The following is a 20,771-nucleotide window of genomic DNA, read 5'->3' on the forward strand; positions in this document are numbered from 1 at the left end:
TTGCACAAAAGATAGACCGTTTAAGGCACTGTGGGTTGTTAACCTTGTGACTATATTTACCTTTGCGCTAACTCAACATTGGTACGGAGAATGCCATGACTGAAAAAACCGGTTTTGCACCTGCTGCTGCCCCTCATGCTTCAACCATCGTCACGACTCCAGAAGAAGCCATTAGTGCAGGAGAGACATCCATTCCCTCACAGGGGGATAACATGCCGGCTTACCATGCGCGCCCGAAATCGGCCGATGGCGCTCTGCCGGTCGTGATTGTGATACAAGAAATTTTCGGCGTACATGAGCATATTCGCGATGTGTGCCGTCGACTGGCGCTGGAAGGTTATCTGGCTATCGCGCCAGAGCTCTATTTCCGCCAGGGCGATCCGAATGACTACAGCGATATCCCGACGCTGTTCACGAATCTGGTCAGCAAAGTCCCGGACGCACAAGTGCTGGCGGACCTGGACCATGTCGCCAGCTGGGCGGCGCGTAACGGCGGCGACCCGCATCGGTTGATGGTGACCGGTTTCTGCTGGGGCGGCCGCATCAGCTGGCTGTACGCCGCGCATAATCCGCAGCTCAAGGCTGCCGTGGCGTGGTACGGCAAGCTGGTCGGCGAAAAAACGCTGAACTCACCTAAGCAGCCGCTGGATATCGCCGTGGATCTTAACGCCCCCGTGCTGGGTTTGTACGGCGGCCAGGATACCGGCATTCCGCTCGATACCGTAGAAACCATGCGCCAGGCACTGCGGGCGGCAAATGCGAAGGCGGAAATCGTGGTTTATCCCGATGCAGGACATGCCTTTAACGCAGATTATCGGCCAAGCTATCACGAAGAATCCGCTAAAGATGGCTGGCAACGAATGCTGGCCTGGTTCCGCCTATACGGTACTAAAAAGGGTTAAGCGGCTCACAATTTGGTGCATGAAGCGCCTGTGTTGTTTGACTTTTAAACACAATCTGGACGATATACAAAGCACAGGCGTGTAACTACGAGCCGTAGGCAAGACCTGAAGCCCTTCTCCTCTTTCGAGTGGAGAAGGGCTTCAGGTCTTTTTTTTGCTCTGGAGACAGGGGCCAGAACATGAACCACTTGCAAACTGCGCTGGACATCATCGCCCAGGTTGGCGGTGCTGAGAATATCGAACATATCGAACATTGCTCCACCCGCTTGCGGTTGAGCCTGTATGACAACAGCAAGGTCAACGAAACGGCGCTGACCAACATCGACGGTGTGCTGGGGGTTCGCGTCAACGTGCAGTGCCAGGTGATCATCGGTCACGAAGTGGTACAGGTGTTTGACGCGGTGCGTTCTCTGGTGGGCTCGCCGCAGGCTGGCGGGCAGCACACACCTGCCAGGGTTAATCGCGGGGCGCAGATTGTCGATTTTGTCATTAGCGTTTTTCAGCCGCTGGTGCCGGCAATTGCGGGCGGCGGGGTACTGAAATCCCTGCTACTGTTGCTGGATGTGATGGGCTGGTTGAGCCGCGACAGTTCAACCTACAAGGTTCTGGATAACATCGGTTCTGCGCCGCTCTATTTCCTGCCGATCCTGGTGGCGATCACCACCGCCATGAAGCTCAAAGTGAACGTGCTGGTTGCGGTATCTGCCGTGTCGGTGATGGTGTTGCCTGCCATGACCAAACAGCTTGCCGAGGGAACGGCATTTTTGTCGTTCGACCTGCGCAACGTAGCGTATGCCTCGCAGGTGTTTCCGGCCATCCTGTGCGTGCTTTTTTACGCCCAGACCGAAAAGCTGTTCAACCGCTACTCACCCGGCGCGCTGCGCATTTTCCTCTCGCCAATGCTTTCTCTGCTGGTCACCGTCCCAGTCACCCTGCTGATCCTGGGGCCGCTGGGTTATGAGCTGGGAGCCGGGCTGGCAACGGTCATTTTGTGGCTGTACGGCAAGCTGGGTTTTGTGGCAACCGGGCTGCTTGCTGCCGCCCTGCCCTTTATGGTCGCCGCCGGGATGCACAAACCGATGCTGCCGTACGCCGTCGCCTCTATGAGTCAGTTCGGTCGTGAGATGCTCTATCTGCCGGCATCGCTGGCGCACAACATTGCCGAGTCTGGCGCGTGCCTGGCTATTGCACTCAAAAGCAAAGATAAAGTGCTGAAGTCCACCGCGTTCTCTGCCGGGATCTCCGCGCTGTTCGGTATTACCGAACCGGCGCTGTATGGCGTGACGCTGCTGAATAAAAAAGCGCTCTACAGCGTGATACTCGGGGGCGTGGTGGGCGGCGCGTTTATCGGCTGGATGGGTATTCAGGCTTTCGCGCTTGTGGGCCCCGGTCTTGCCAGCATCTCAATGTTTGTCTCGCCAGATAACGCAATGAACATCGTCTGGGCCTTTGCCGGTGGGGGATTGTCGTTTGCCGTGGCATTTATCAGTGCATTACTGCTCTGGCGCGACAAGGTACCGGAAAAAACCGATACCCTGACGTTCACCCGCCCAGTTGAAGGGCAAATCATCCCGCTGGAAAACGTTAATGACGATGTTTTCTCACGCAAAATCATGGGTGACGGGATAGCGATTGTGCCTTCTCAGGGGGTGTTGCGCGCCCCGGCAGACGGCACTGTTGTGAATGTATTTGAAAGTGGTCATGCGCTAAGCCTGCTCACCGATGCCGGTGTCGAGCTGATATTCCATATCGGGATCGACACCATCAGGCTACAAGGCGAGGGCTTCTCAGCAAAAGTAGCCGAAGGTCAGCACGTTAAGCGCGGCGACACGCTGATTGAATTCTCACTGGACACTATTACCGCCGCCGGGCTCGATCCGGTGGTGATGATGGTGGTCACTAACGGCGAACGCTTTTCGCTGACACCAGGTAATACCGACGATAAGAATCCAAATCCTCATATCATCATGACGCTTAAGGAGTCCGTGTAATGGAGAAATCCCTCCCGTTTCCGCAAGGTTTTTTATGGGGCGGCGCAATTGCCGCCAATCAGGCCGAAGGGGCATGGAATGTGGACGGTAAAGGGCCGTCTGTGGCTGACGCTATCACCTGGAAGCCTAATCTGTCCGTGAAGGATTACAGCGGCCATATGGCACTGACCGACGAGAACATCCGCGACGCGTTCGAAGGGAAAAATGACGTGCTGTACCCGAAACGCCGCGGCATTGATTTTTATCATCACTATAAAGATGACATCGCATTGTTTGCCGAGATGGGCTACACCGTGTTGCGAGTGTCGATTGCCTGGTCGCGTATTTTCCCGACTGGCGAAGATGCTGCGCCAAACGAGGCCGGTCTGCAATTTTACGAGGAGATGTTCCGTGAACTGCGTCGCCATAATATTGAACCGCTGGTCACGCTTTCTCACTACGAAATGCCGCTGGCGTTAAGTGAAAAATACAACGGCTGGGTACATCGCAATGTGGTGGACGCCTTCGTGCGTTTCAGCAATGTCTGTTTCGACCGCTACAAAGATCTGGTGCGCTACTGGCTGACGTTTAATGAGATAGACAGCATCCATCGCCACCCGTTTACCACGGCAGGTATCCGCGAAGAGAAAAGTCTGCCGGGCAAAGCGAAACAGGATATCTACCAGGGGCTGCATCATCAGTTTGTTGCCTCTGCACTGGTGACGCGCGATTGCCACGCTAAAATTCCGGGCAGCCAGGTCGGGTGTATGCTCACCAAACTCACCACCTACCCGCACAGCTGCCGCCCGGAAGATGTGGAAGCCACGCTGAAGAAAAATCTCGAGAACTACTTCTACGCGGATGTTCAGGTGTTTGGCGAATATCCGCCGCTGATCCTGCGCGATCTGGCGAGCCGGGACATTCAGATAGTGATGCAGACCGACGATCAGCGCATTCTGAAGGATCATACCGTCGATTTCGTCTCCTTTAGCTACTACATGTCGATGACCGAATCGACACAGCCTGACGTCGAGCGTATCCCCGGAAACACCGTTCTCGGGGTGAAAAACCCGTATCTGCCGGCCTCTGAGTGGGGCTGGCAGATTGACCCGGTCGGGCTGAAGATCTCCCTGCTTGAGCTATACGACCGTTACCAGAAGCCGCTGTTTATCGTCGAAAACGGCCTTGGCGCGAAAGATGTGGTCGAAAACGGTGAGATCCACGACAGCTATCGCATCGACTATTTCCGCGCCCACTTCGAGCAAACTTTGGCAGCTATTAATGAAGGGGTGGATGTGATGGGATTCACCACCTGGGGATGTATCGACATTATCAGCGCGGGCACGTCACAGATGTCCAAGCGCTATGGCTTTATCTATGTCGACCAGGACGATGAAGGCAACGGCACGCTAAAACGCCTGAAGAAAGACTCTTTCTGGTGGTACAAAAAAGTGATTGCCAGCAATGGCGCTGACATGAGCTAACCGACCCGGCCGCAGGAATAACCGTGATAACGATAAAAAAATCGCTTAATAACAGTATGCTGCTGGTCGACAACGACCAGCGGGAGATGATCCTGTTCGGTAAGGGGATCGGCTTTGGCGCAAAACCCGGCACCAACATCGATCTCGCACAGGTAGAGAAAGTTTTCCTGCCGCTGAGCGACCTCAAATCCCGCCATTTTTTATCGTTGACGGACACCATTCCTGCGGCGTTCTTCGATATCAGCCACGACATTCTTACCCTGGCACGCAGTCAGTGCGGGGACAGGCTCAATTCGGTGCTGCTCTTCACGCTCGCAGAACACCTGCACTTTGCCGTGGAGCGCAGCCGCAGCGGGCAACTCATCCATAATAAGCTCAGTTGGGAAGTGAAGCGCTACTACCCCCAGGAGTACGGCGTGGGGTTGCTGGCGCGGGCGCAGGTGAACAGTAAGTTTGACGTTGAGCTACCGGAAGACGAAGCAGTGAATATCGCCTTTCATCTGATCAACGCCAGCAGTCAGGATGATGACAGCAGCGCCCACCAGCAGGTTGAGCTGGTGAACCGTATTGCCGAAATCGTGCGCTATAAACTCGGCAAGGCCATTGATACGCAGTCAGTGAACTACATGCGCTTTATTACTCATCTGCGTTACTTTGCAGAGCGGGTGCTGGCGGGGAAGATTGCGCTGAGTGAAACCGAGGATTTTTATCAGGAGCTGATGCGCCACCGCCCGGATGCGATGACCGTGGCGTGGGTGATCCGCGACTATGTGCAGGATAAATATCAGCTCACCTTACCGAAAGATGAGCTGACATGGTTAAGCATTCATATTAGCCGCCTGATGGATGGGGTGGCGTAAAACGTGCGCAGGAGTTAACCCTGACGCAGGTTCTGCGCCGCCTTCACCATGTTCGCCAGAGCGGCGCGGGTTTCTGGCCAGCCGCGGGTTTTCAGGCCGCAGTCCGGGTTTACCCACAGACGCTCTGCCGGGATACGCTGCGCGGCTTTCTGCAACAGCGCTTCAATCCATTCCACGCTCGGTACGTTAGGGGAGTGAATGTCGTAAACACCCGGCCCGATTTCGTTCGGGTATTCAAACTCCTCGAAGGACTCCAGCAGTTCCATGTCTGAACGTGACGTCTCAATAGTGATCACATCGGCGTCCAGCGCGGCGATGGAATCCATGATGTCGTTAAATTCGCAGTAACACATGTGTGTGTGGATCTGGGTGTCGTCCTTTGCGACGGCAGCGTTGATGCGAAACGCCTCTACGCCCCACGCCAGATAGGCATCCCAGTCGCTGCGACGTAGCGGTAAACCTTCACGCAGAGCCGGTTCGTCGATCTGGATAATGCCAATGCCTGCCGCTTCCAGGTCCGCCACTTCATCACGCAGCGCCAGCGCAATCTGCTTCGCGATAGTTTCACGGGTCACGTCTTCACGCGGGAAAGACCAGCAGAGGATCGTCACCGGGCCGGTCAACATGCCTTTGACGGGTTTGTCGGTCAGGGACTGGGCGTACTTCGCCCACTCAACGGTGATCGCTTCCGGGCGGCTGACATCGCCGATTACCACTGGCGGCTTCACGCAGCGGGAGCCGTAGCTCTGCACCCAGCCGTTCTGGGTAAAGACAAACCCGTCCAGATGCTCACCAAAGTATTCCACCATGTCGTTGCGTTCGGCTTCACCGTGTACCAGCACGTCCAGACCTAAACGTTCTTGCTCCACAATCGCCTGCTTGATGTGTTCGGCGATGCCAGTACGGTAGTTGTTCGCATCCAGGTTGCCCTTTTTGAAGTCCAGACGCAGGCCGCGGATTTCCGTGGTCTGCGGGAATGAACCGATGGTGGTTGTCGGCCATGCTGGCAGGTTAAAACGGGCACGCTGGGCTTCGGCACGCACTGCATAGGCGCTCTGACGCTGGCTGTCCTGAGCAGTGATGGCCGCAAGACGTTTTTCCACTGCCGCGTTATGCACGCGAGTCGAATGGCGGCGCGCCTGAATCGGTGCGCTCCATTCGCTAATGGCAGCCGTGTCGCCGCTGTTCAGGGCATCGAGCAACAGCGCCAGCTCTTCACATTTTTGCAGGGCGAACGCAAACCAGCTCTTCACTTCGTCATCCAGACGCGTTTCAACACTCAGGTCGATTGGGCTGTGCAGCAGTGAACAGGAAGAGGCCACCCACAGATCTCGTTTACCCACGATCGCGTTAACCTGGGCATATTTTTCCGTCAAATCAGCACGCCAGACGTTACGGCCATTCACCAGGCCAGCCGAGAGCAGCCAGTCAGCAGGCAGGCGTTTGTGCAGCTCCGCCACATCATCCTTACCGTGGACCAGATCAACGTGCAGGCCCTGTACCGGCAGCGCAGTGATAGTGTCGAGGTTCTGGGTTACCCCTTCAAAATAGGTGGTTAGCAGCAGCTTTACCTTTCCTGTGAGCGCGTCATACGCGGGTTTGAAGGCGTTCAGCCACTCCGGTGTAAGCTCCAGTACCAGCGCAGGTTCGTCGATTTGCACCCACTCGATACCGCGTTTTGCCAGCTCCGCCAGCACTTGCTGGTAAACCGGCAGGATGTCGTTCAGCAGGCTCAGGCGATCAAACTGCTCGCCTTTCACTTTACCCAGCCACAGGTAGGTGACCGGGCCAAGCAGCACAGGCTTCACCTTGTGACCCAGCGCCAGCGCTTCGTCCACTTCATCCAGCAGCTGCGTCCAGGTCAGTTTGAACTGCTGGCCTTTGACAAATTCCGGCACCATGTAGTGATAGTTCGTGTTAAACCACTTGGTCATTTCCGCTGCTGCCGCAGGCTCACCGCTTGGCGCACGGCCACGGCCGATACGGAACAGGGTGTCGAGATCGACCGATCCATCGCTGTTCTGATGACGAGCCGGCACGTTGCCAAGCAGCAAGCTGGTAGTCAGAACATGGTCGTACCAGGCGAAATCGCCCACCGGCAGCAGGTCAATGCCCGCCTGCTTTTGCTGATCCCAGTGACGGGCGCGCAGCTCACGGCCTACGGCCAGCAGCTCTTCACGGGTGGAGTTTCCTGCCCAGTAGCTTTCTTGCGCTTTTTTCAGTTCGCGACGCAGACCAACGCGAGGGAAACCGAGTGTGTGATTGCGGATTGTCATGTTTTCTTCCTCTAATTAATTGTAAATCCTTTTGATTTTGAATTTAGGAAAGGCGGCAAGTGTGCTCATCCCCGGGAGCTTACAGGAGTAAGTGACCAGGGTGAGTAAACGCAGCCAACGCACCATAAATTTAAAAGACGAAGGATTTTAGCCGTCCAGATGTTTACACATCCATAATTGGCAGTTACTGTATATTCCTCAAGCGCAAAATGTTCATGCCGAAGTGAAGGACTTTCATGATCGAGATAAAACACCTGAAAACGCTACAAGCGTTGCGGAACTGCGGTTCTCTCGCAGCGGCTGCGGCCACGCTGCACCAGACTCAGTCCGCCCTTTCACACCAGTTCAGCGATCTGGAACAACGCCTCGGCTTCCGTCTTTTTGTGCGTAAGAGTCAGCCGCTGCGCTTTACTCCGCAGGGTGAGATTTTGCTGCAACTGGCGAATCAGGTGCTGCCGCAAATTGCCAGTGCGTTGCAGTCCTGCAACGAGCCGCAGCAGACGAAATTGCGCATCGCGATTGAATGTCATAGCTGTATTCAGTGGCTGACCCCCGCGCTTGAGAACTTCCGCCAGAAGTGGCCGCAGGTGGAGATGGACTTTAAATCCGGCGTGACATTTGACCCACAGCCCTCTCTCCAGCAGGGCGAGCTGGATCTGGTTATGACTTCAGACATCCTGCCGCGCAGCGGCCTGCACTATTCGCCAATGTTTGATTATGAAGTGCGCCTGGTGCTGGCACCGGATCATCCGCTGGCCGCTAAAACGCGCGTCACGCCGGAAGATCTGGCCACGGAAACGCTGCTGATTTACCCGGTGCAACGCAGTCGCCTGGATATCTGGCGTCACTTCCTGCAACCGGCAGGCATCAACCCGCAGCTGAAAAGCGTGGATAACACCTTGCTGTTAATTCAGATGGTTGCCGCCAGAATGGGCATCGCGGCGCTGCCGCACTGGGTGGTAGAGAGTTTTGAACGCCAGGGCCTGGTGGTGACCAAAACCCTGGGTGAAGGACTGTGGAGCCGGCTTTACGCTGCCGTGCGCGATGGCGAGCAGCGTCAACCGATTACAGAAGCGTTTATTCGCTCAGCGCGGAACCATGCTTGCGACCATCTTCCGTTTGTGCGGAGCGCGGAGCGACCCAACGGCGATGTACCCACAACGAAGCCAGGATCACCGTTCCCCCAATAATAAAGCTCGGCCAGTGCGGTTGCTCCTGCCAGATAGCCAGGTTGACCAGCAGACCCGCAGGCACATGCACGTTGTTCATGATCCCCAGCGTACCGGCGTCTACTTGTGTAGCGCCGTAGTTCCACATGAAGTATCCCAGTCCGGATGCCACTACACCCAGCCAGACCAAAACGCCCCACTGCACGGAAGTGGTCGGCAGTTTTTGCGGGTTGCCGAGCATAAACCACGCCGCCACGGCAACAATTGCCGCCCCCATATAGAACCAGGCAAAGGCGTTATGCTGCGGCATCGGGCGGGTTTCCATCAGGCGTTTGTAACCCACCATACCGATGGCGAAGCTGATATTCGCCAGCTGCACAAACATCAGGCCGGTCCAGAAGTGGTCGCTCACTTTGTCGTAGCGAATGATCGCCGCGCCGACAACCGCCAACAGCGCGCTCAGCGCGTAGCCCCAGCGCAGGCGACGCTTACTCAGCAGATCGTAAATCAGCGTGATATAGAGCGGTGTGAGCACGGTGAACAGCAGGAATTCGGATACCGACAGGTACACGTAAGCGCGGAAGCTGAACAGATACATGATGCCGAGCTGCATTGCCCCCACCAGCATGTACAGCAGAATGGTTTTCAACGTTTGCCCACGCGTACGCAGAAATGGCAGGAATACCAGCGCCGCCAGCCCCACGCGCATCAGCACTGAGAAATAGCTGTCCACCGAACCCGCAAGATATTCGCCAATCAGGCTAAAGGAGAAGGCCCACAGAATAGTGGTGATAATGAGTAGCGCCACAATGCTTGTCTCTCTGAAAGAAGGACAGGCATTGTAGCGAACTCTTCAGTTGACAACTGAGCAATAAATAACCAAATGAAGATTATTCAAGGAACAGCTTGCGAAGATATTTCGGCACGGCGTTGTCGGCATTAGAACCGATCACTTCCAGTTCCGGGTGCAGATCCTTCAGACGCTGGTGTGCGTTCTCCATGATGCAGCCTTTACCCGCCATCGAGAGCATTTCCGCATCGTTCATGCCGTCGCCGAAGGCGATGCAGTCTTTCAGTTCAAAGCCCATACGTTGTGCCACCGCTTCCAGCGCGTGACCTTTCGACACGCCACCGGCCATCACTTCCAGGCAGGTTAGCGTAGAGAAGCTAACGTTAACACGGTCACCCCAGCGGGCGTTGATCGCCTGCTCCAGCGGCAGTAACTCTTCATGGCTTTCACAGGTGAAGAACACCTTGCTGATCCCTTCCGGCTCGAGCAGGCCTGGCTCATACAGGGTGTAGTTGAATACTGCTTCTTTGAAGAAACGCATTTCGTCCGGGCGATGGCGGTTCATAAACCACTCATCATCGCGATACACGTTGGTCACGATGTCCGGGTTATTGTGCACCACGCCGAACAGATCGGTGGCGATATCCCGGTCAAGGTTATGCGTGAAAATCAGGTTGCCATCGGTGTCGTGTACGCGCGCACCATTGGAGGTGATCATGTAGGCTTTGATGTCCAGGTTATCGCGGATCTGCCCCACGTCCACGTGGTGGCGACCGGTGGCAAACACGAAGTTTACGCCACGGGCAGTCAGGAGCTTCAGGGTTTCTTTCGCAAAAGGCGATAAGGTGTGATCGGGGGAAAGCAGCGTGCCATCTAAGTCAGATGCAACAACCTGGTACATAGGGAAATTTAACCTCAATAGAAAATCAGTTATGCCTGTCGAAAAATTCGACAATGGCGTTAAGCGCGACTGAGCGCATGGCGTCCTTTTCGAAAAGGATCTCATGGTACGCGCCGTTTATGACCAGCGGTTTACCCCCTTCACAAGGGTGACCGGCGGCGGCACGCAGTTCACAAAAGCGGTCGTGCATACGGTTATCAACCACACGTTCTTCTTCGGCCTGAAGCAATAATGTCGGTGTGTTGTCATCGCCAGCGCCCGCCAGCGCCTGCTCACCGGCAAGAATGCCTTCCCGTACCCAGTGATAGGTGGGGCCGCCAACGCGTAAACGCGGTTCATCGGCATAAAAACGCAGGTTACGACGGTACCGTTGTCGGCTATGAGTCAGCACGTTCATCGTATACGGCAGCGCCCGCCAGCGACCGGTTCCGATAGCATAACCTTCCCGAATACGCTGATGGCCCTCAGCCCAGTCGAGAATATGGCGTACCATCCAGTCAGGAAAACGCATCACGATGCCAAACATGGGCGCGCTGAGCGCAATGGCATCACACTGATGCGAATGGCGCTGCAAGAACAGCGTGGCAATGGCACCGCCCATTGAATGCGCGAGAATATAGCGTTTTCGCCAGGGGCCGGGCTGCACTTCCTGCTGCCAGAATGCCGCAAGATCGTCGACATAATCGCTGAAATTATCCACGTGACCACGGTGCGTGTCCGACAGCATTCGCCCGGAAAGCCCCTGGCCGCGATGGTCAATAATCAGCACGTCAAAACCCATGTGGAAAAGGTCATATGCCAGCTCGGCATATTTGACGTAACTCTCTATACGACCCGGGCAAACCACAATGACCCGATCGTTTTTTTCAGCCCGAAAACGGACGAAGCGTACAGGAACATTGCCCACTCCGGTAAATCCGGCCTCTTCACGCTGACGCCAGAACTCGGTAAGCGGGCCCATAGAGAAAGCAGCAAATGCGTTTTCTCGAGTTTCCCAATCCTTTTTCTGCTGAAACATCGGGTTTCCACCCCTGTAAGCCAAGGAATATCGTTTTTTCGTGACAGGTCACAAAATGACTCAACAATAGCGTATTGTGGCATAAAAACAGACGATTCGGGAGTTTCAAATGACCTTCGAGTGGTGGTTCGCTTACCTGCTGACATCCATCATCCTCAGCCTTTCACCGGGCTCTGGCGCGATTAACACCATGACCACCTCCATCAACCACGGCTATCGTGGTGCGGCAGCATCAATTGCCGGTTTGCAGACCGGGCTGGGCATTCACATTGTGCTGGTCGGTATCGGCCTGGGTACCCTGTTCTCCCGCTCGGTGCTGGCGTTCGAAGTGCTGAAATGGGCCGGTGCAGCGTACCTGATTTGGCTTGGCATTCAGCAGTGGCGTGCGGCAGGCTCCATCAACCTGAACACCCTTGCGCAGGCGCAAACGCGTGGCCGTCTGTTTAAGCGCGCCGTGTTTGTTAACCTGACAAACCCGAAAAGTATCGTCTTCCTTGCTGCCCTGTTCCCGCAGTTTATCGTGCCGCATCAGCCACAGGTGATGCAGTACGTGGTGCTCGGGGCGACCACCATCATTGTCGATATCATTGTGATGATTGGTTATGCGACGCTGGCGCAGCGGATTGCGGCGTGGATTAAAGGGCCTAAACAGATGAAGGTCCTGAATAAAGTATTTGGTTCGCTGTTTATGCTGGTTGGCGCGCTGCTTGCGTCAGCGCGTCATGCTTAGCGAGAAATGATGAGATGAATGCCGAAGCCGGTGAACAACGCACCGGCAAAGCCGTCAATCCACTTCGCAACGCGCTGATACCCACGACGCATCGCCGGTAAGGCGAACAGGCTCGCCACAATAGTAAACCAGGCAAACGTCTCAACGACGATCAGCAGGAAGATACCCCAACGCGCACCCGCGCCCACGCTATCGCCCACAAACAGGGAGAACACGGAGCCGAAATAGATAATCGCTTTCGGGTTTGCCAGGTTAGTCAGCAGCCCTTTCACAAAGCTGCGGCCACCGGTTGCCAGCTCAACTTTTGGCTCTTCCGGCTTTTTCTCTTCTTTCTTCAGCGCCCCGCGCAGCATCTGGTAACCCATCCAGCACAGATACAGGCCACCACCGACCATAATGATGTTATGCAGCCAGGCCATCTTCGCGAGGATCAGGTTCAGGCCCAGCAGCGCCACTGCCGCCCAGACCATAACGCCCATGGTAATACCGAGCACGCCCATCATCGCCTCTTTGCGGGAGCGGCTGACGGCAGTTTGTGACACGAAGAAAAAGTCAGGGCCCGGGCTCATCAGGGCAACAATGTGCACTAACGCCACGGTGAGAAATAGCATTAACATAATTAACTCGCGGGGAAATAATTTAGTGAGTCACCATCCTGGCACTTTTTAGCCCGGCTGACTACTCCTCATCATCACCGTCGGCGTGAGAACGAATGAGTGCCATAAACTCCTTACCAAAGCGCTCGAGCTTACGCGTACCAACGCCGTTAACGCTGAGCATCTCACTGGCGCTGAGCGGCATCTGTTCGGCCATCTCAATCAGCGTCGCGTCGTTGAAAACCACGTATGGCGGGATATTCTCTTCATCCGCGATGGCTTTACGCAGCTTGCGCAGTTTGGCAAACAGCTTGCGGTCGTAGTTGCCGCCGTAGGATTTCTGCATCACACGCGGCTTGAGGGCGATAACGCGCGGAACGGCGAGTTTCAGTTCGACATCACCGCGCAGCACCGGGCGCGCCGCTTCGGTGAGCTGAAGCGCAGAGTGCTGGGCAATATTCTGGGTGGCAAACCCCAGATGAATAAGCTGGCGGATAATACTGACCCAGTGCTCGTGACTCTGGTCTTTGCCGATTCCGTAAACGGGCAGCTTGTCGTGGCCCATATCGCGAATACGCTGGTTGTTCGCGCCACGCAGCACTTCCACCACATAACCCATCCCGAAGCGCTGATTCACGCGATAGATAGTCGAGAGCGCCTTACGCGCATCCATCAGGCCATCGTACTGTTTTGGCGGGTCAAGGCAGATATCGCAGTTGCCGCAGGACTCCTGGCGCCCTTCGCCAAAATAGTTGAGCAGCACCAGACGACGACAGGTTTGCGCTTCAGCAAAAGCCCCCATCGCGTTGAGCTTGTGGCGTTCGATATCCTGTAATTGCCCCTGCGGCTTCTCTTCCAGGCAGCGGCGCAGCCAGGCCATATCCGCCGGATCGTAAAACAGCATCGCTTCCGCAGGCAGGCCATCACGCCCGGCACGGCCGGTTTCCTGGTAGTAAGACTCAATATTGCGCGGGATGTCGAAGTGCACCACAAAGCGCACGTTGGGTTTATTGATCCCCATCCCGAATGCCACCGTGGCGACCACGATTTGCAGGTCATCGCGCTGGAATTTCTCCTGCACGTCAGCACGGATGTGGTTTTCTAACCCGGCATGATACGCCGCCGCGCTAAAGCCACGGTTTTGCAGACGCGCGGCAGTGTCTTCCACTTTTGCGCGGCTGTTGCAGTAAATGATGCCAGACTTGCCGCGCTGCTCCTGCACGTAGCGTAAGAGCTGATCCAGCGGCTTGAATTTTTCCATCAGCATGTAGCGGATGTTTGGGCGGTCGAAGCTGCTGACCTGAATAAAGGGATCGTTCAGCCCCAGCAGACGAACAATATCCAGCCGGGTGGTGTCATCAGCCGTCGCGGTAAGCGCCATAAACGGCAGCTCGGGGAAACGCTGACGCAGTTGACCGAGGGCCGCGTATTCCGGGCGGAAATCGTGTCCCCACTGGGAGATACAGTGCGCTTCATCCACCGCCAGCAGCACCGGGTTCCAGTGCGCCAGATGTTCAAGGAAGTTATCCAGCATCAGGCGTTCAGGCGCAATGTACAGCAAGCGGATCTGCCCGGTACGGCAACCCGCCATGACCTCAAGTTGCTGCTCACGGGTTTGCGTGGAGTTAAGACAGGCCGCCGCGACGCCGTTGGCAAGCAGCTGATCCACCTGGTCTTTCATCAGTGAGATAAGCGGTGAAACCACGACCGTCAGGCCGTTCAGCACCAGCGCGGGAACCTGATAACAGAGCGATTTCCCGCCGCCGGTCGGCATCACCACCAGGCAGTCGCGACCGCCCAGTACGGTGTCGATGATGGTTTCCTGGCCAGGGCGGAACTGCTGGTAGCCAAAGGTTTCGTGCAGAACCTGTTTAGCCAGCGATTCCTGATTCAATACTTCCGCCTGCGCCACGTTAACCCCATTTGCCAGAAATAAAACAGGCGCTATTTTCAGCGCCTGAGAGAGAAACTTCAACGTTTAACGCAAAAACATTCGAGCGGCCTAGAAAATATCATTCAGCATCACGCCCACACCGACGCGGGTTTGATTGAAGTTATAATCGATAAGTGACTCGCCGTAACCACTGTATACCTGCGTATAAAGACGCACATGTTTGCTCACCGGATAGCTCAGGCCCACTTCCGCGCCGCCGTAGCCGGTATTCCAGTTGTACTGCCCTTTCGCGCTCAGCACCGCATCGCCTAACTGGTAGCCAATTTTGAGCTGGTAGTAACCCATGTATTTGGTGATATCTGGGTTGTCGTCCGTGGCACCCACCACGTACCACGGCTTAACTTCTACCATCCAGTTGCCGTTTTGCGCCATCAGTCGGGTATAAACACGGTTCCAGCTGCGCGAAGTTGGGTCAGCGCGGCCATTGGAGTCATGGTTAAAGCCCATCTCCACATCGCGCAGCGTCCAGCCGGCAAATTCGTAATCCGTTGCAAACCCGAGGAACAGCTGCGGCTCATAGTTGGTTTCACGAAACGGCGAGGACTCGCCGCTGTTTGAAAGCTGCCACCAGGATTTTTGCGTATAAGAAGCACCCAGCACCGAGTTTGGCCCTAAGATACCGCGCCAGAACGGAAATGCCAGGCTGAGCTGGTACTTCACCTCATCTTTGCGCGCATTATCGGACCAGCTATAAGACTTAATCGCCTCTTTGTTGATATCGCTGGTCCAGGTATAGAGCAAATAGTTGGTGTCATACGGGTAGAGCGTGAACGGATTGTCATGCTCCTGAAGTAAGTTAGCGATAATGCTGCCGCGAACGGCTGGCGTATCGTGTACTTCATTAACTGTCGCTTCCTGCGCATATGCTGTGAGGGGCAGCGCAACCGCCGCCAGTAACCAACCCAGATACGTCCGCATCGGTGGTGTTCTCCTGCAAATATTGAGATTTCATGAATAGTTTTATGGCGGACATTCTACAGACTTCCGCACTAACTTCCGCCTCCTCGTTTCTGAAAGTGGAATTCCTTATTGTTGAGGCATAAAATCAACATTTTATTAACAATAAGGACGTCATTTCTCATGTCAGCCACGCTAACCGCTGAAGAAGCTTTAAAACTCGTGGGCGAGATCTTTGTTTACCACATGCCGTTTAACCGCGCGCTGGGGCTGGAACTGGAACGCTACGAGAAAGACTTTGCCCAGCTCAGCTTCAATAATCAGCCGATGATGGTGGGCAACTGGGCGCAAAGCATTTTGCATGGCGGGGTGATTGCTTCTGCACTGGATGTAGCGGCGGGGCTGGTCTGCGTGGGCAGTACGCTGACGCGTCACGACACGATCAACGAAGACGAATTGCGCCAGCGTTTATCGCGCATGGGTACCATCGATTTACGTGTTGACTATCTGCGCCCTGGCCGGGGAAATCGCTTTACCTGTACCAGCAGCCTGTTGCGCGCAGGCAACAAAGTCGCCGTCGCCCGTGTCGAACTGCACAACGAAGAACAGGTGTATATCGCCAGCGCAACCGCCACTTATATGGTGGGTTGATGCCGCAAAATCGGGTAAAGTTAGTTCACTTTTTTGTAACGGATTTTCCCGATGGATGCTAAACAGACGCGGCAGGGCGTGTTACTCGCTCTGGCCGCTTATTTTATTTGGGGTGTTGCTCCGGCGTACTTCAAGCTTATCGCTTATGTACCGGCTGACGAGATCCTCACTCACCGCGTAATCTGGTCCTTCTTCTTTATGATTGCCCTGATGAGCATCAGCCGTCAGTGGTCAGGCGTCAAAACGCTGCTAAAAACCCCAAAGAAGGTCTTCCTGCTGGCGCTCTCTGCGGTGCTGATTGGCGGCAACTGGCTGCTGTTCATCTGGGCGGTGAATAACCATCATATGCTCGAAGCGAGCCTCGGGTATTTTATTAACCCGCTGGTGAACATTGTGCTGGGGATGATTTTCCTCGGCGAACGCTTCCGCCGTATGCAGTGGCTGGCGGTCATTCTGGCGTTCTGCGGCGTGCTGGTGCAGCTGTGGACCTTTGGCTCGCTGCCGGTTATTGCCCTGGGGCTGGCGTTCAGCTTTGCGTTTTACGGGCTGGTGCGTAAGAAAATCGCCGTTGAAGCGCAAACCGGCATGTTGTTCGAAACCCTGTGGCTGCTGCCCGTGGCCGCGATTTATCTGTTTGGTATTGCCGACAGCGCCACCAGCCATATGGGCAGCAACCCGTGGTCACTGAATCTGATGCTGATGGCCGCAGGTGTGGTGACAACCATCCCGCTGCTGTGCTTTACCGGTGCGGCAACGCGTCTGCGCCTCTCTACGCTGGGCTTCTTCCAGTACATTGGCCCAACGCTGATGTTCCTGCTGGCAGTGGTGTTTTACGGCGAAGTGCCGGGCGCAGATAAGATGGTAACCTTCGCGTTTATCTGGGTCGCACTGGCGGTATTCGTCGCGGATGCGATTTATACCCAGCGCAGGGTGCGCAAAGGGCTGTGATGTTGCCCTCACCCTAACCCTCTCCCACAGGGAGAGGGAATTCGATCGTAGGGCGGGTAAGCTCAGCGCCACCCGCCTGATTTTTACAGCCAGTTACGACGCTTAAAGTACAGATACGGCGCAAGCCCGGCGAGGATCATAAAGATAATCGCCCCCGGGTAACCAAAGCTCCAGCGCAGCTCCGGCATAAACTCAAAGTTCATCCCGTAGCTTGATGCCACAAGCGTAGGTGGCAGGAACACCACAGATACCACCGAGAAGATCTTGATGATGCGGTTCTGCTCGATATTGATAAAGCCCATTGCCGCCTGCATCAGGAAGTTAACTTTCTGGAACAGGGATTCGTTGTGCGGCAGCAGGGATTCGATATCGCGCAGGATCTCACGCGCCTGTTCCAGCTGACCACCCGGCAGACGCGCTTTACGCACCAGGAAGTTCAGCGCACGCTGGGTATCCATCAGACACAAACGCACCTTCCAGCCGATATCCTCCAGCTCCGCCAGCGTGGAAAGGGCTTCGTCATACTCATCACCCTGATGGCCTTCCATGATCACGCGGCTGAGCTTTTCCAGATCGCTGTAGATGTTTTCAATCTCATCCGCCAGTTGTTCGATTTTGGTTTCAAACAGATCGAGCAGCAGCTCATAGGCGTTTCCGTCGACCATTGCCTGGCTACGGGCGCGCATTCGGTAGAGACGAAACGCAGGTAATTCACGCTCACGCAGGGTAAACAGGCGACCATCGCGGATGGTAAATGCCACGGTGGAGTTACCGGCGTGATCTTCGGCATCTTCAAAGAAGAAGAAGGAGTGGATGTGCAGGCCGTCTTCGTCTTCAAAAAAACGGGCCGATGCTTCGATGTCTTCCAGTTCTGGACGGGTTGCCAGGCTTTGCCCCAGCTCAGATTGTACGCGAAGGCGTTCATCGTCGTCCGGCTCGACCAGATCCACCCATACTGCATCAATGAGGGGCTGCGACTCTTCGGCTTCAAGCCGAGTCAGTCGGTTATTTTCGAGTTGAAATGCGCTCAACATGACCGGGACTCCCAATGCAAAAAATATCGGACAGTTCGGTGGGCACACAGAAACAAATTGGGTTTCAGACCATTAAACAGCCTGACTCAGCGCGACGGGAATAATGCAGTCGCTGACAACCACTAAGGCCATCAGCAAGAGGAGATAGCCTTAGGAGTTGTTCCTGGTTGACAGGGAATTGAGCCAGTATCTACTGGGTGTGTCCAAGGCGAATGTCCTCTTAGCGTAATCGTGCGCGCATGTTACGCCAGCAGTAACTGTGGCGTCAACACGCAACGAAACGCTGAAGGGCATTAATTGACCTTCAACGTATAAGGCTAGCAGATTATTACAAAATAATGATATTTTTCTGAAAGTTACACAGTTTCCAGTCGGGCGTAGGCCGCCACCAGCCATTTGATCCCCTGCCCCTGGAATGCCACCTGCAACCGGCTGTGCTCGCCGCTGCCTTCAAGGTTCACAATGGTGCCTTCACCAAATTTCGCATGGCGCACGCGCTGGCCCAACTTATAACCGGTGTCGTTTTCCGACATCGGCGTCCCCATGCGCTGATGGCTGACAGGACGGCTGACACTGGCGCGCAGACGTACCTCTTCCACACACTCTTCCGGCAGTTCGCCGATAAAGCGCGATGGACGGTGATAAACCTCTTTGCCATACAGACGGCGGGTTTCGGCGTAGGTTAACGTCAGTTTTTGCATCGCGCGGGTGACCCCCACGTATGCCAGACGGCGTTCCTCTTCCAGACGTCCGCCTTCATCCAGCGACATCTGGCTCGGGAACATCCCCTCTTCCATCCCGACAATAAACACCTGCGGGAACTCCAGCCCTTTGGCAGAGTGCAGGGTCATCAGCTGCACCGCATCCTGCCAGGTATCCGCCTGCCCTTCACCGGCTTCCAGCGCGGCGTGGGAGAGGAATGCCTGAAGCGGCATCAGATCTTCATCTTCTTCGTTGTAGCTGAACTGGCGCGTTGCCGTGACCAGTTCCTCTAAGTTCTCAATACGGGTCTGACCCTTCTCGCCTTTTTCCTGCTCGTACATCATCCACAGACCGGAATCTTTGATAACCCGGTCAGTCTGCACATGCAGCGGCATATCTGCCGTTTCCTGCGCGAGGGCGTCAATCAGCTCAAGGAAGCGCTGCAACGCGCTGGCCGCACGTCCGGCGAGGGCTTTTTCCTGCAACAGCTCGCGGCAAGCCTGCCAAAGCGTGAGCTGGCGATCGCGCGATGCCTGACGCACCACGTCCAGCGTTCTGTCACCAATGCCGCGCGTTGGGGTATTCACCACGCGCTCGAAGGCCGCGTCGTCGTTGCGGTTGGCCATCAGACGCAGATACGAGAGCGCATCTTTAATTTCCTGGCGTTCGAAGAAGCGCATCCCGCCATAAATCCGGTACGGCATACTCACCTGCAACAACGCCTCTTCCAGCACACGCGACTGGGCGTTGCTGCGATAGAGGATGGCACACTGCTCCAGCGCGCCGCCGTTGTCCTGCCAGGTTTTGATGCGGTTAACCACAAAGCGCGCTTCATCGAGTTCGTTAAAAGCACAGTAGAGGGAGATGGGCTCGCCATCGACGCCATCGGTCCACAGCTTTTTGCCCAGACGCCCGTTGTTGTTTTCAATCAGGGCGTTCGCCGCGCTCAGAATGTTGCTGGTCGAACGGTAGTTCTGTTCCAGACGGATGGTTTCTGCGCCCGGGAAGTCGTTGAGGAAGCGCTGGATGTTTTCCACCTGCGCCCCACGCCAGCCGTAGATAGACTGGTCATCATCGCCCACGATCATCACCTTGCCGGTATCGCCAGCCAGCATCCGGATCCAGGCATACTGAATGTTGTTGGTATCCTGGAATTCGTCCACCAGGATATTGGTAAAACGTTCACGGTAATGCTGGAGAATATGCGGCTTGTTCAGCCACAGCTCGTGGGCGCGCAGCAGCAGTTCGGCAAAGTCCACCAGACCGGCGCGATCGCAGGCCTCCTGGTAGGCCTTATACACGTTCTGCCAGGTCTGCTCGACCGGGTTGCCGAAGCTCTGAATATGATGCGGGCGCAGCCCTTCGTCTTTTTGACCGTTGATGTACCACATGGCCTGACGCGGCGGCCACTGTTTCTCATCAAGGTTCATCGCCTTGATCAGGCGTTTCAGCAAACGGAGCTGGTCTTCACTGTCGAGGATCTGGAAGTCCTGCGGCAGGTTAGCATCCATATGGTGCGCGCGCAGCAAACGGTGCGCCAGACCGTGGAAAGTGCCTACCCACATACCGCCCTGGCTTGTGCCCATCAGCTGCGCGATGCGGTGACGCATCTCTGCCGCTGCTTTGTTGGTAAACGTCACCGCCATAATGGAATACGGTGAGCAGTTTTCTACGCTTTGCAGCCACGCGATACGGTGCACCAGGACGCGCGTCTTACCACTGCCCGCCCCAGCCAGAACCAGCAGGTTAGTTCGCGATGCGGCAACCGCGTCACGCTGTTTGTCATTAAGGCTGTCGAGAAGGTAGGAAACGTCCATTGGCACCGCCAGGTCATGTCGGGCAGGCGAACGTCATGCATTCGCCAAAACCCTGGTAATTTATACAATATT

General features: G+C 55.6%; 18 protein-coding genes. 8 read left to right on the forward strand and 10 right to left on the reverse strand.

The window, feature by feature from the left end:
• Positions 1–95: 95 nt before the first annotated feature.
• From M987_RS04770 to M987_RS04785, 4 genes are all read left to right on the forward strand, one after another.
• Positions 96–902: a dienelactone hydrolase family protein gene (locus tag M987_RS04770; protein WP_014072256.1), complete on the forward strand. Its 807-nt coding sequence runs from the start codon at positions 96–98 to the stop codon at positions 900–902.
• A gap of 179 nt (positions 903–1,081) precedes the next feature.
• Positions 1,082–2,893: a beta-glucoside-specific PTS transporter subunit IIABC gene (locus M987_RS04775; protein ID WP_014072257.1), complete on the forward strand. Its 1,812-nt coding sequence runs from the start codon at positions 1,082–1,084 to the stop codon at positions 2,891–2,893.
• Positions 2,893–4,356 carry a glycoside hydrolase family 1 protein gene (locus M987_RS04780; protein ID WP_014072258.1) on the forward strand — a complete coding sequence of 488 codons (1,464 nt, stop codon included), beginning with the start codon at positions 2,893–2,895 and terminating at the stop codon, positions 4,354–4,356. Before M987_RS04775 ends, M987_RS04780 begins: the two co-directional genes overlap by 1 nt.
• 23 nt (positions 4,357–4,379) lie before the next feature.
• Positions 4,380–5,216, forward strand: a complete 837-nt coding sequence (locus M987_RS04785) for a PRD domain-containing protein (RefSeq protein ID WP_014072259.1) — start codon at positions 4,380–4,382, stop codon at positions 5,214–5,216.
• 14 nt (positions 5,217–5,230) lie between these two features.
• Here the strand turns inward: M987_RS04785 and metE are convergent, their stop codons facing one another.
• Entirely contained in the window at positions 5,231–7,492 is a 2,262-nt protein-coding gene (gene metE, locus M987_RS04790) for a 5-methyltetrahydropteroyltriglutamate--homocysteine S-methyltransferase (protein WP_014072260.1), read from the reverse strand.
• Between the two features lie 236 nt (positions 7,493–7,728).
• Between metE and metR the strand changes: the two genes are divergently transcribed.
• Positions 7,729–8,682 carry an HTH-type transcriptional regulator MetR gene (metR, locus tag M987_RS04795; protein WP_014072261.1) on the forward strand — a complete coding sequence of 318 codons (954 nt, stop codon included), beginning with the start codon at positions 7,729–7,731 and terminating at the stop codon, positions 8,680–8,682.
• On the opposite strand, the gene M987_RS04800 is transcribed toward metR, so the two are convergent.
• The 3 genes from M987_RS04800 to pldB all read right to left on the reverse strand — a co-directional run bounded on the left by M987_RS04800 (position 8,570) and on the right by pldB (position 11,370).
• Complete coding sequence (locus tag M987_RS04800; protein ID WP_014072262.1) at positions 8,570–9,469, reverse strand: carboxylate/amino acid/amine transporter; 900 nt, start codon at positions 9,467–9,469, stop codon at positions 8,570–8,572. The genes metR and M987_RS04800 overlap by 113 nt on opposite strands.
• A gap of 82 nt (positions 9,470–9,551) precedes the next feature.
• A complete protein-coding gene (gene yigL / locus M987_RS04805) occupies positions 9,552–10,352 on the reverse strand; it encodes a sugar/pyridoxal phosphate phosphatase YigL (protein ID WP_014072263.1) in 801 nt (266 codons plus the stop codon).
• A 25-nt stretch (positions 10,353–10,377) separates the two neighbouring features.
• Positions 10,378–11,370: a lysophospholipase L2 gene (gene pldB, locus M987_RS04810; protein ID WP_014072264.1), complete on the reverse strand. Its 993-nt coding sequence runs from the start codon at positions 11,368–11,370 to the stop codon at positions 10,378–10,380.
• A gap of 109 nt (positions 11,371–11,479) precedes the next feature.
• On the opposite strand from pldB, the gene rhtB reads away from it, so the two are divergent.
• Complete coding sequence (gene rhtB, locus M987_RS04815) at positions 11,480–12,100, forward strand: homoserine/homoserine lactone efflux protein (protein ID WP_014072265.1); 621 nt, start codon at positions 11,480–11,482, stop codon at positions 12,098–12,100.
• On the opposite strand, the gene rhtC is transcribed toward rhtB, so the two are convergent.
• From rhtC to pldA, 3 genes are all read right to left on the reverse strand, one after another.
• Positions 12,097–12,717, reverse strand: a complete 621-nt coding sequence (gene rhtC / locus M987_RS04820) for a threonine export protein RhtC (protein WP_014072266.1) — start codon at positions 12,715–12,717, stop codon at positions 12,097–12,099. The two genes, rhtB and rhtC, sit on opposite strands and share 4 nt — an antisense overlap.
• Positions 12,718–12,778: 61 nt before the next feature.
• Positions 12,779–14,608 carry an ATP-dependent DNA helicase RecQ gene (gene recQ / locus M987_RS04825; RefSeq protein WP_041162155.1) on the reverse strand — a complete coding sequence of 610 codons (1,830 nt, stop codon included), beginning with the start codon at positions 14,606–14,608 and terminating at the stop codon, positions 12,779–12,781.
• A 90-nt stretch (positions 14,609–14,698) separates the two neighbouring features.
• Positions 14,699–15,568, reverse strand: a complete 870-nt coding sequence (gene pldA / locus M987_RS04830; RefSeq protein ID WP_014072268.1) for a phospholipase A — start codon at positions 15,566–15,568, stop codon at positions 14,699–14,701.
• 162 nt (positions 15,569–15,730) lie between these two features.
• Between pldA and yigI the strand changes: the two genes are divergently transcribed.
• Positions 15,731–16,198 carry an acyl-CoA thioesterase YigI gene (gene yigI / locus M987_RS04835; protein ID WP_014072269.1) on the forward strand — a complete coding sequence of 156 codons (468 nt, stop codon included), beginning with the start codon at positions 15,731–15,733 and terminating at the stop codon, positions 16,196–16,198.
• Between the two features lie 51 nt (positions 16,199–16,249).
• Complete coding sequence (rarD, locus tag M987_RS04840; RefSeq protein WP_014072270.1) at positions 16,250–17,146, forward strand: EamA family transporter RarD; 897 nt, start codon at positions 16,250–16,252, stop codon at positions 17,144–17,146.
• An 83-nt stretch (positions 17,147–17,229) separates the two neighbouring features.
• Here the strand turns inward: rarD and corA are convergent, their stop codons facing one another.
• From corA to uvrD, 3 genes are all read right to left on the reverse strand, one after another.
• Positions 17,230–18,180, reverse strand: a complete 951-nt coding sequence (corA, locus tag M987_RS04845) for a magnesium/cobalt transporter CorA (protein ID WP_014072271.1) — start codon at positions 18,178–18,180, stop codon at positions 17,230–17,232.
• Between the two features lie 150 nt (positions 18,181–18,330).
• Positions 18,331–18,576 (reverse strand): YsgD/CorL family protein, encoded by a 246-nt coding sequence (ysgD, locus tag M987_RS25255; RefSeq protein WP_080562846.1) that lies wholly within the window; start codon positions 18,574–18,576, stop codon positions 18,331–18,333.
• Positions 18,537–20,699, reverse strand: a complete 2,163-nt coding sequence (gene uvrD, locus M987_RS04850; protein ID WP_014072272.1) for a DNA helicase II — start codon at positions 20,697–20,699, stop codon at positions 18,537–18,539. Before uvrD ends, ysgD begins: the two co-directional genes overlap by 40 nt.
• Between the last annotated feature and the right edge of the window lie 72 nt (positions 20,700–20,771).

The sequence above is a fragment of the Enterobacter soli ATCC BAA-2102 genome (genome assembly GCF_001654845.1).
GTDB lineage: Bacteria > Pseudomonadota > Gammaproteobacteria > Enterobacterales > Enterobacteriaceae > Enterobacter > Enterobacter soli.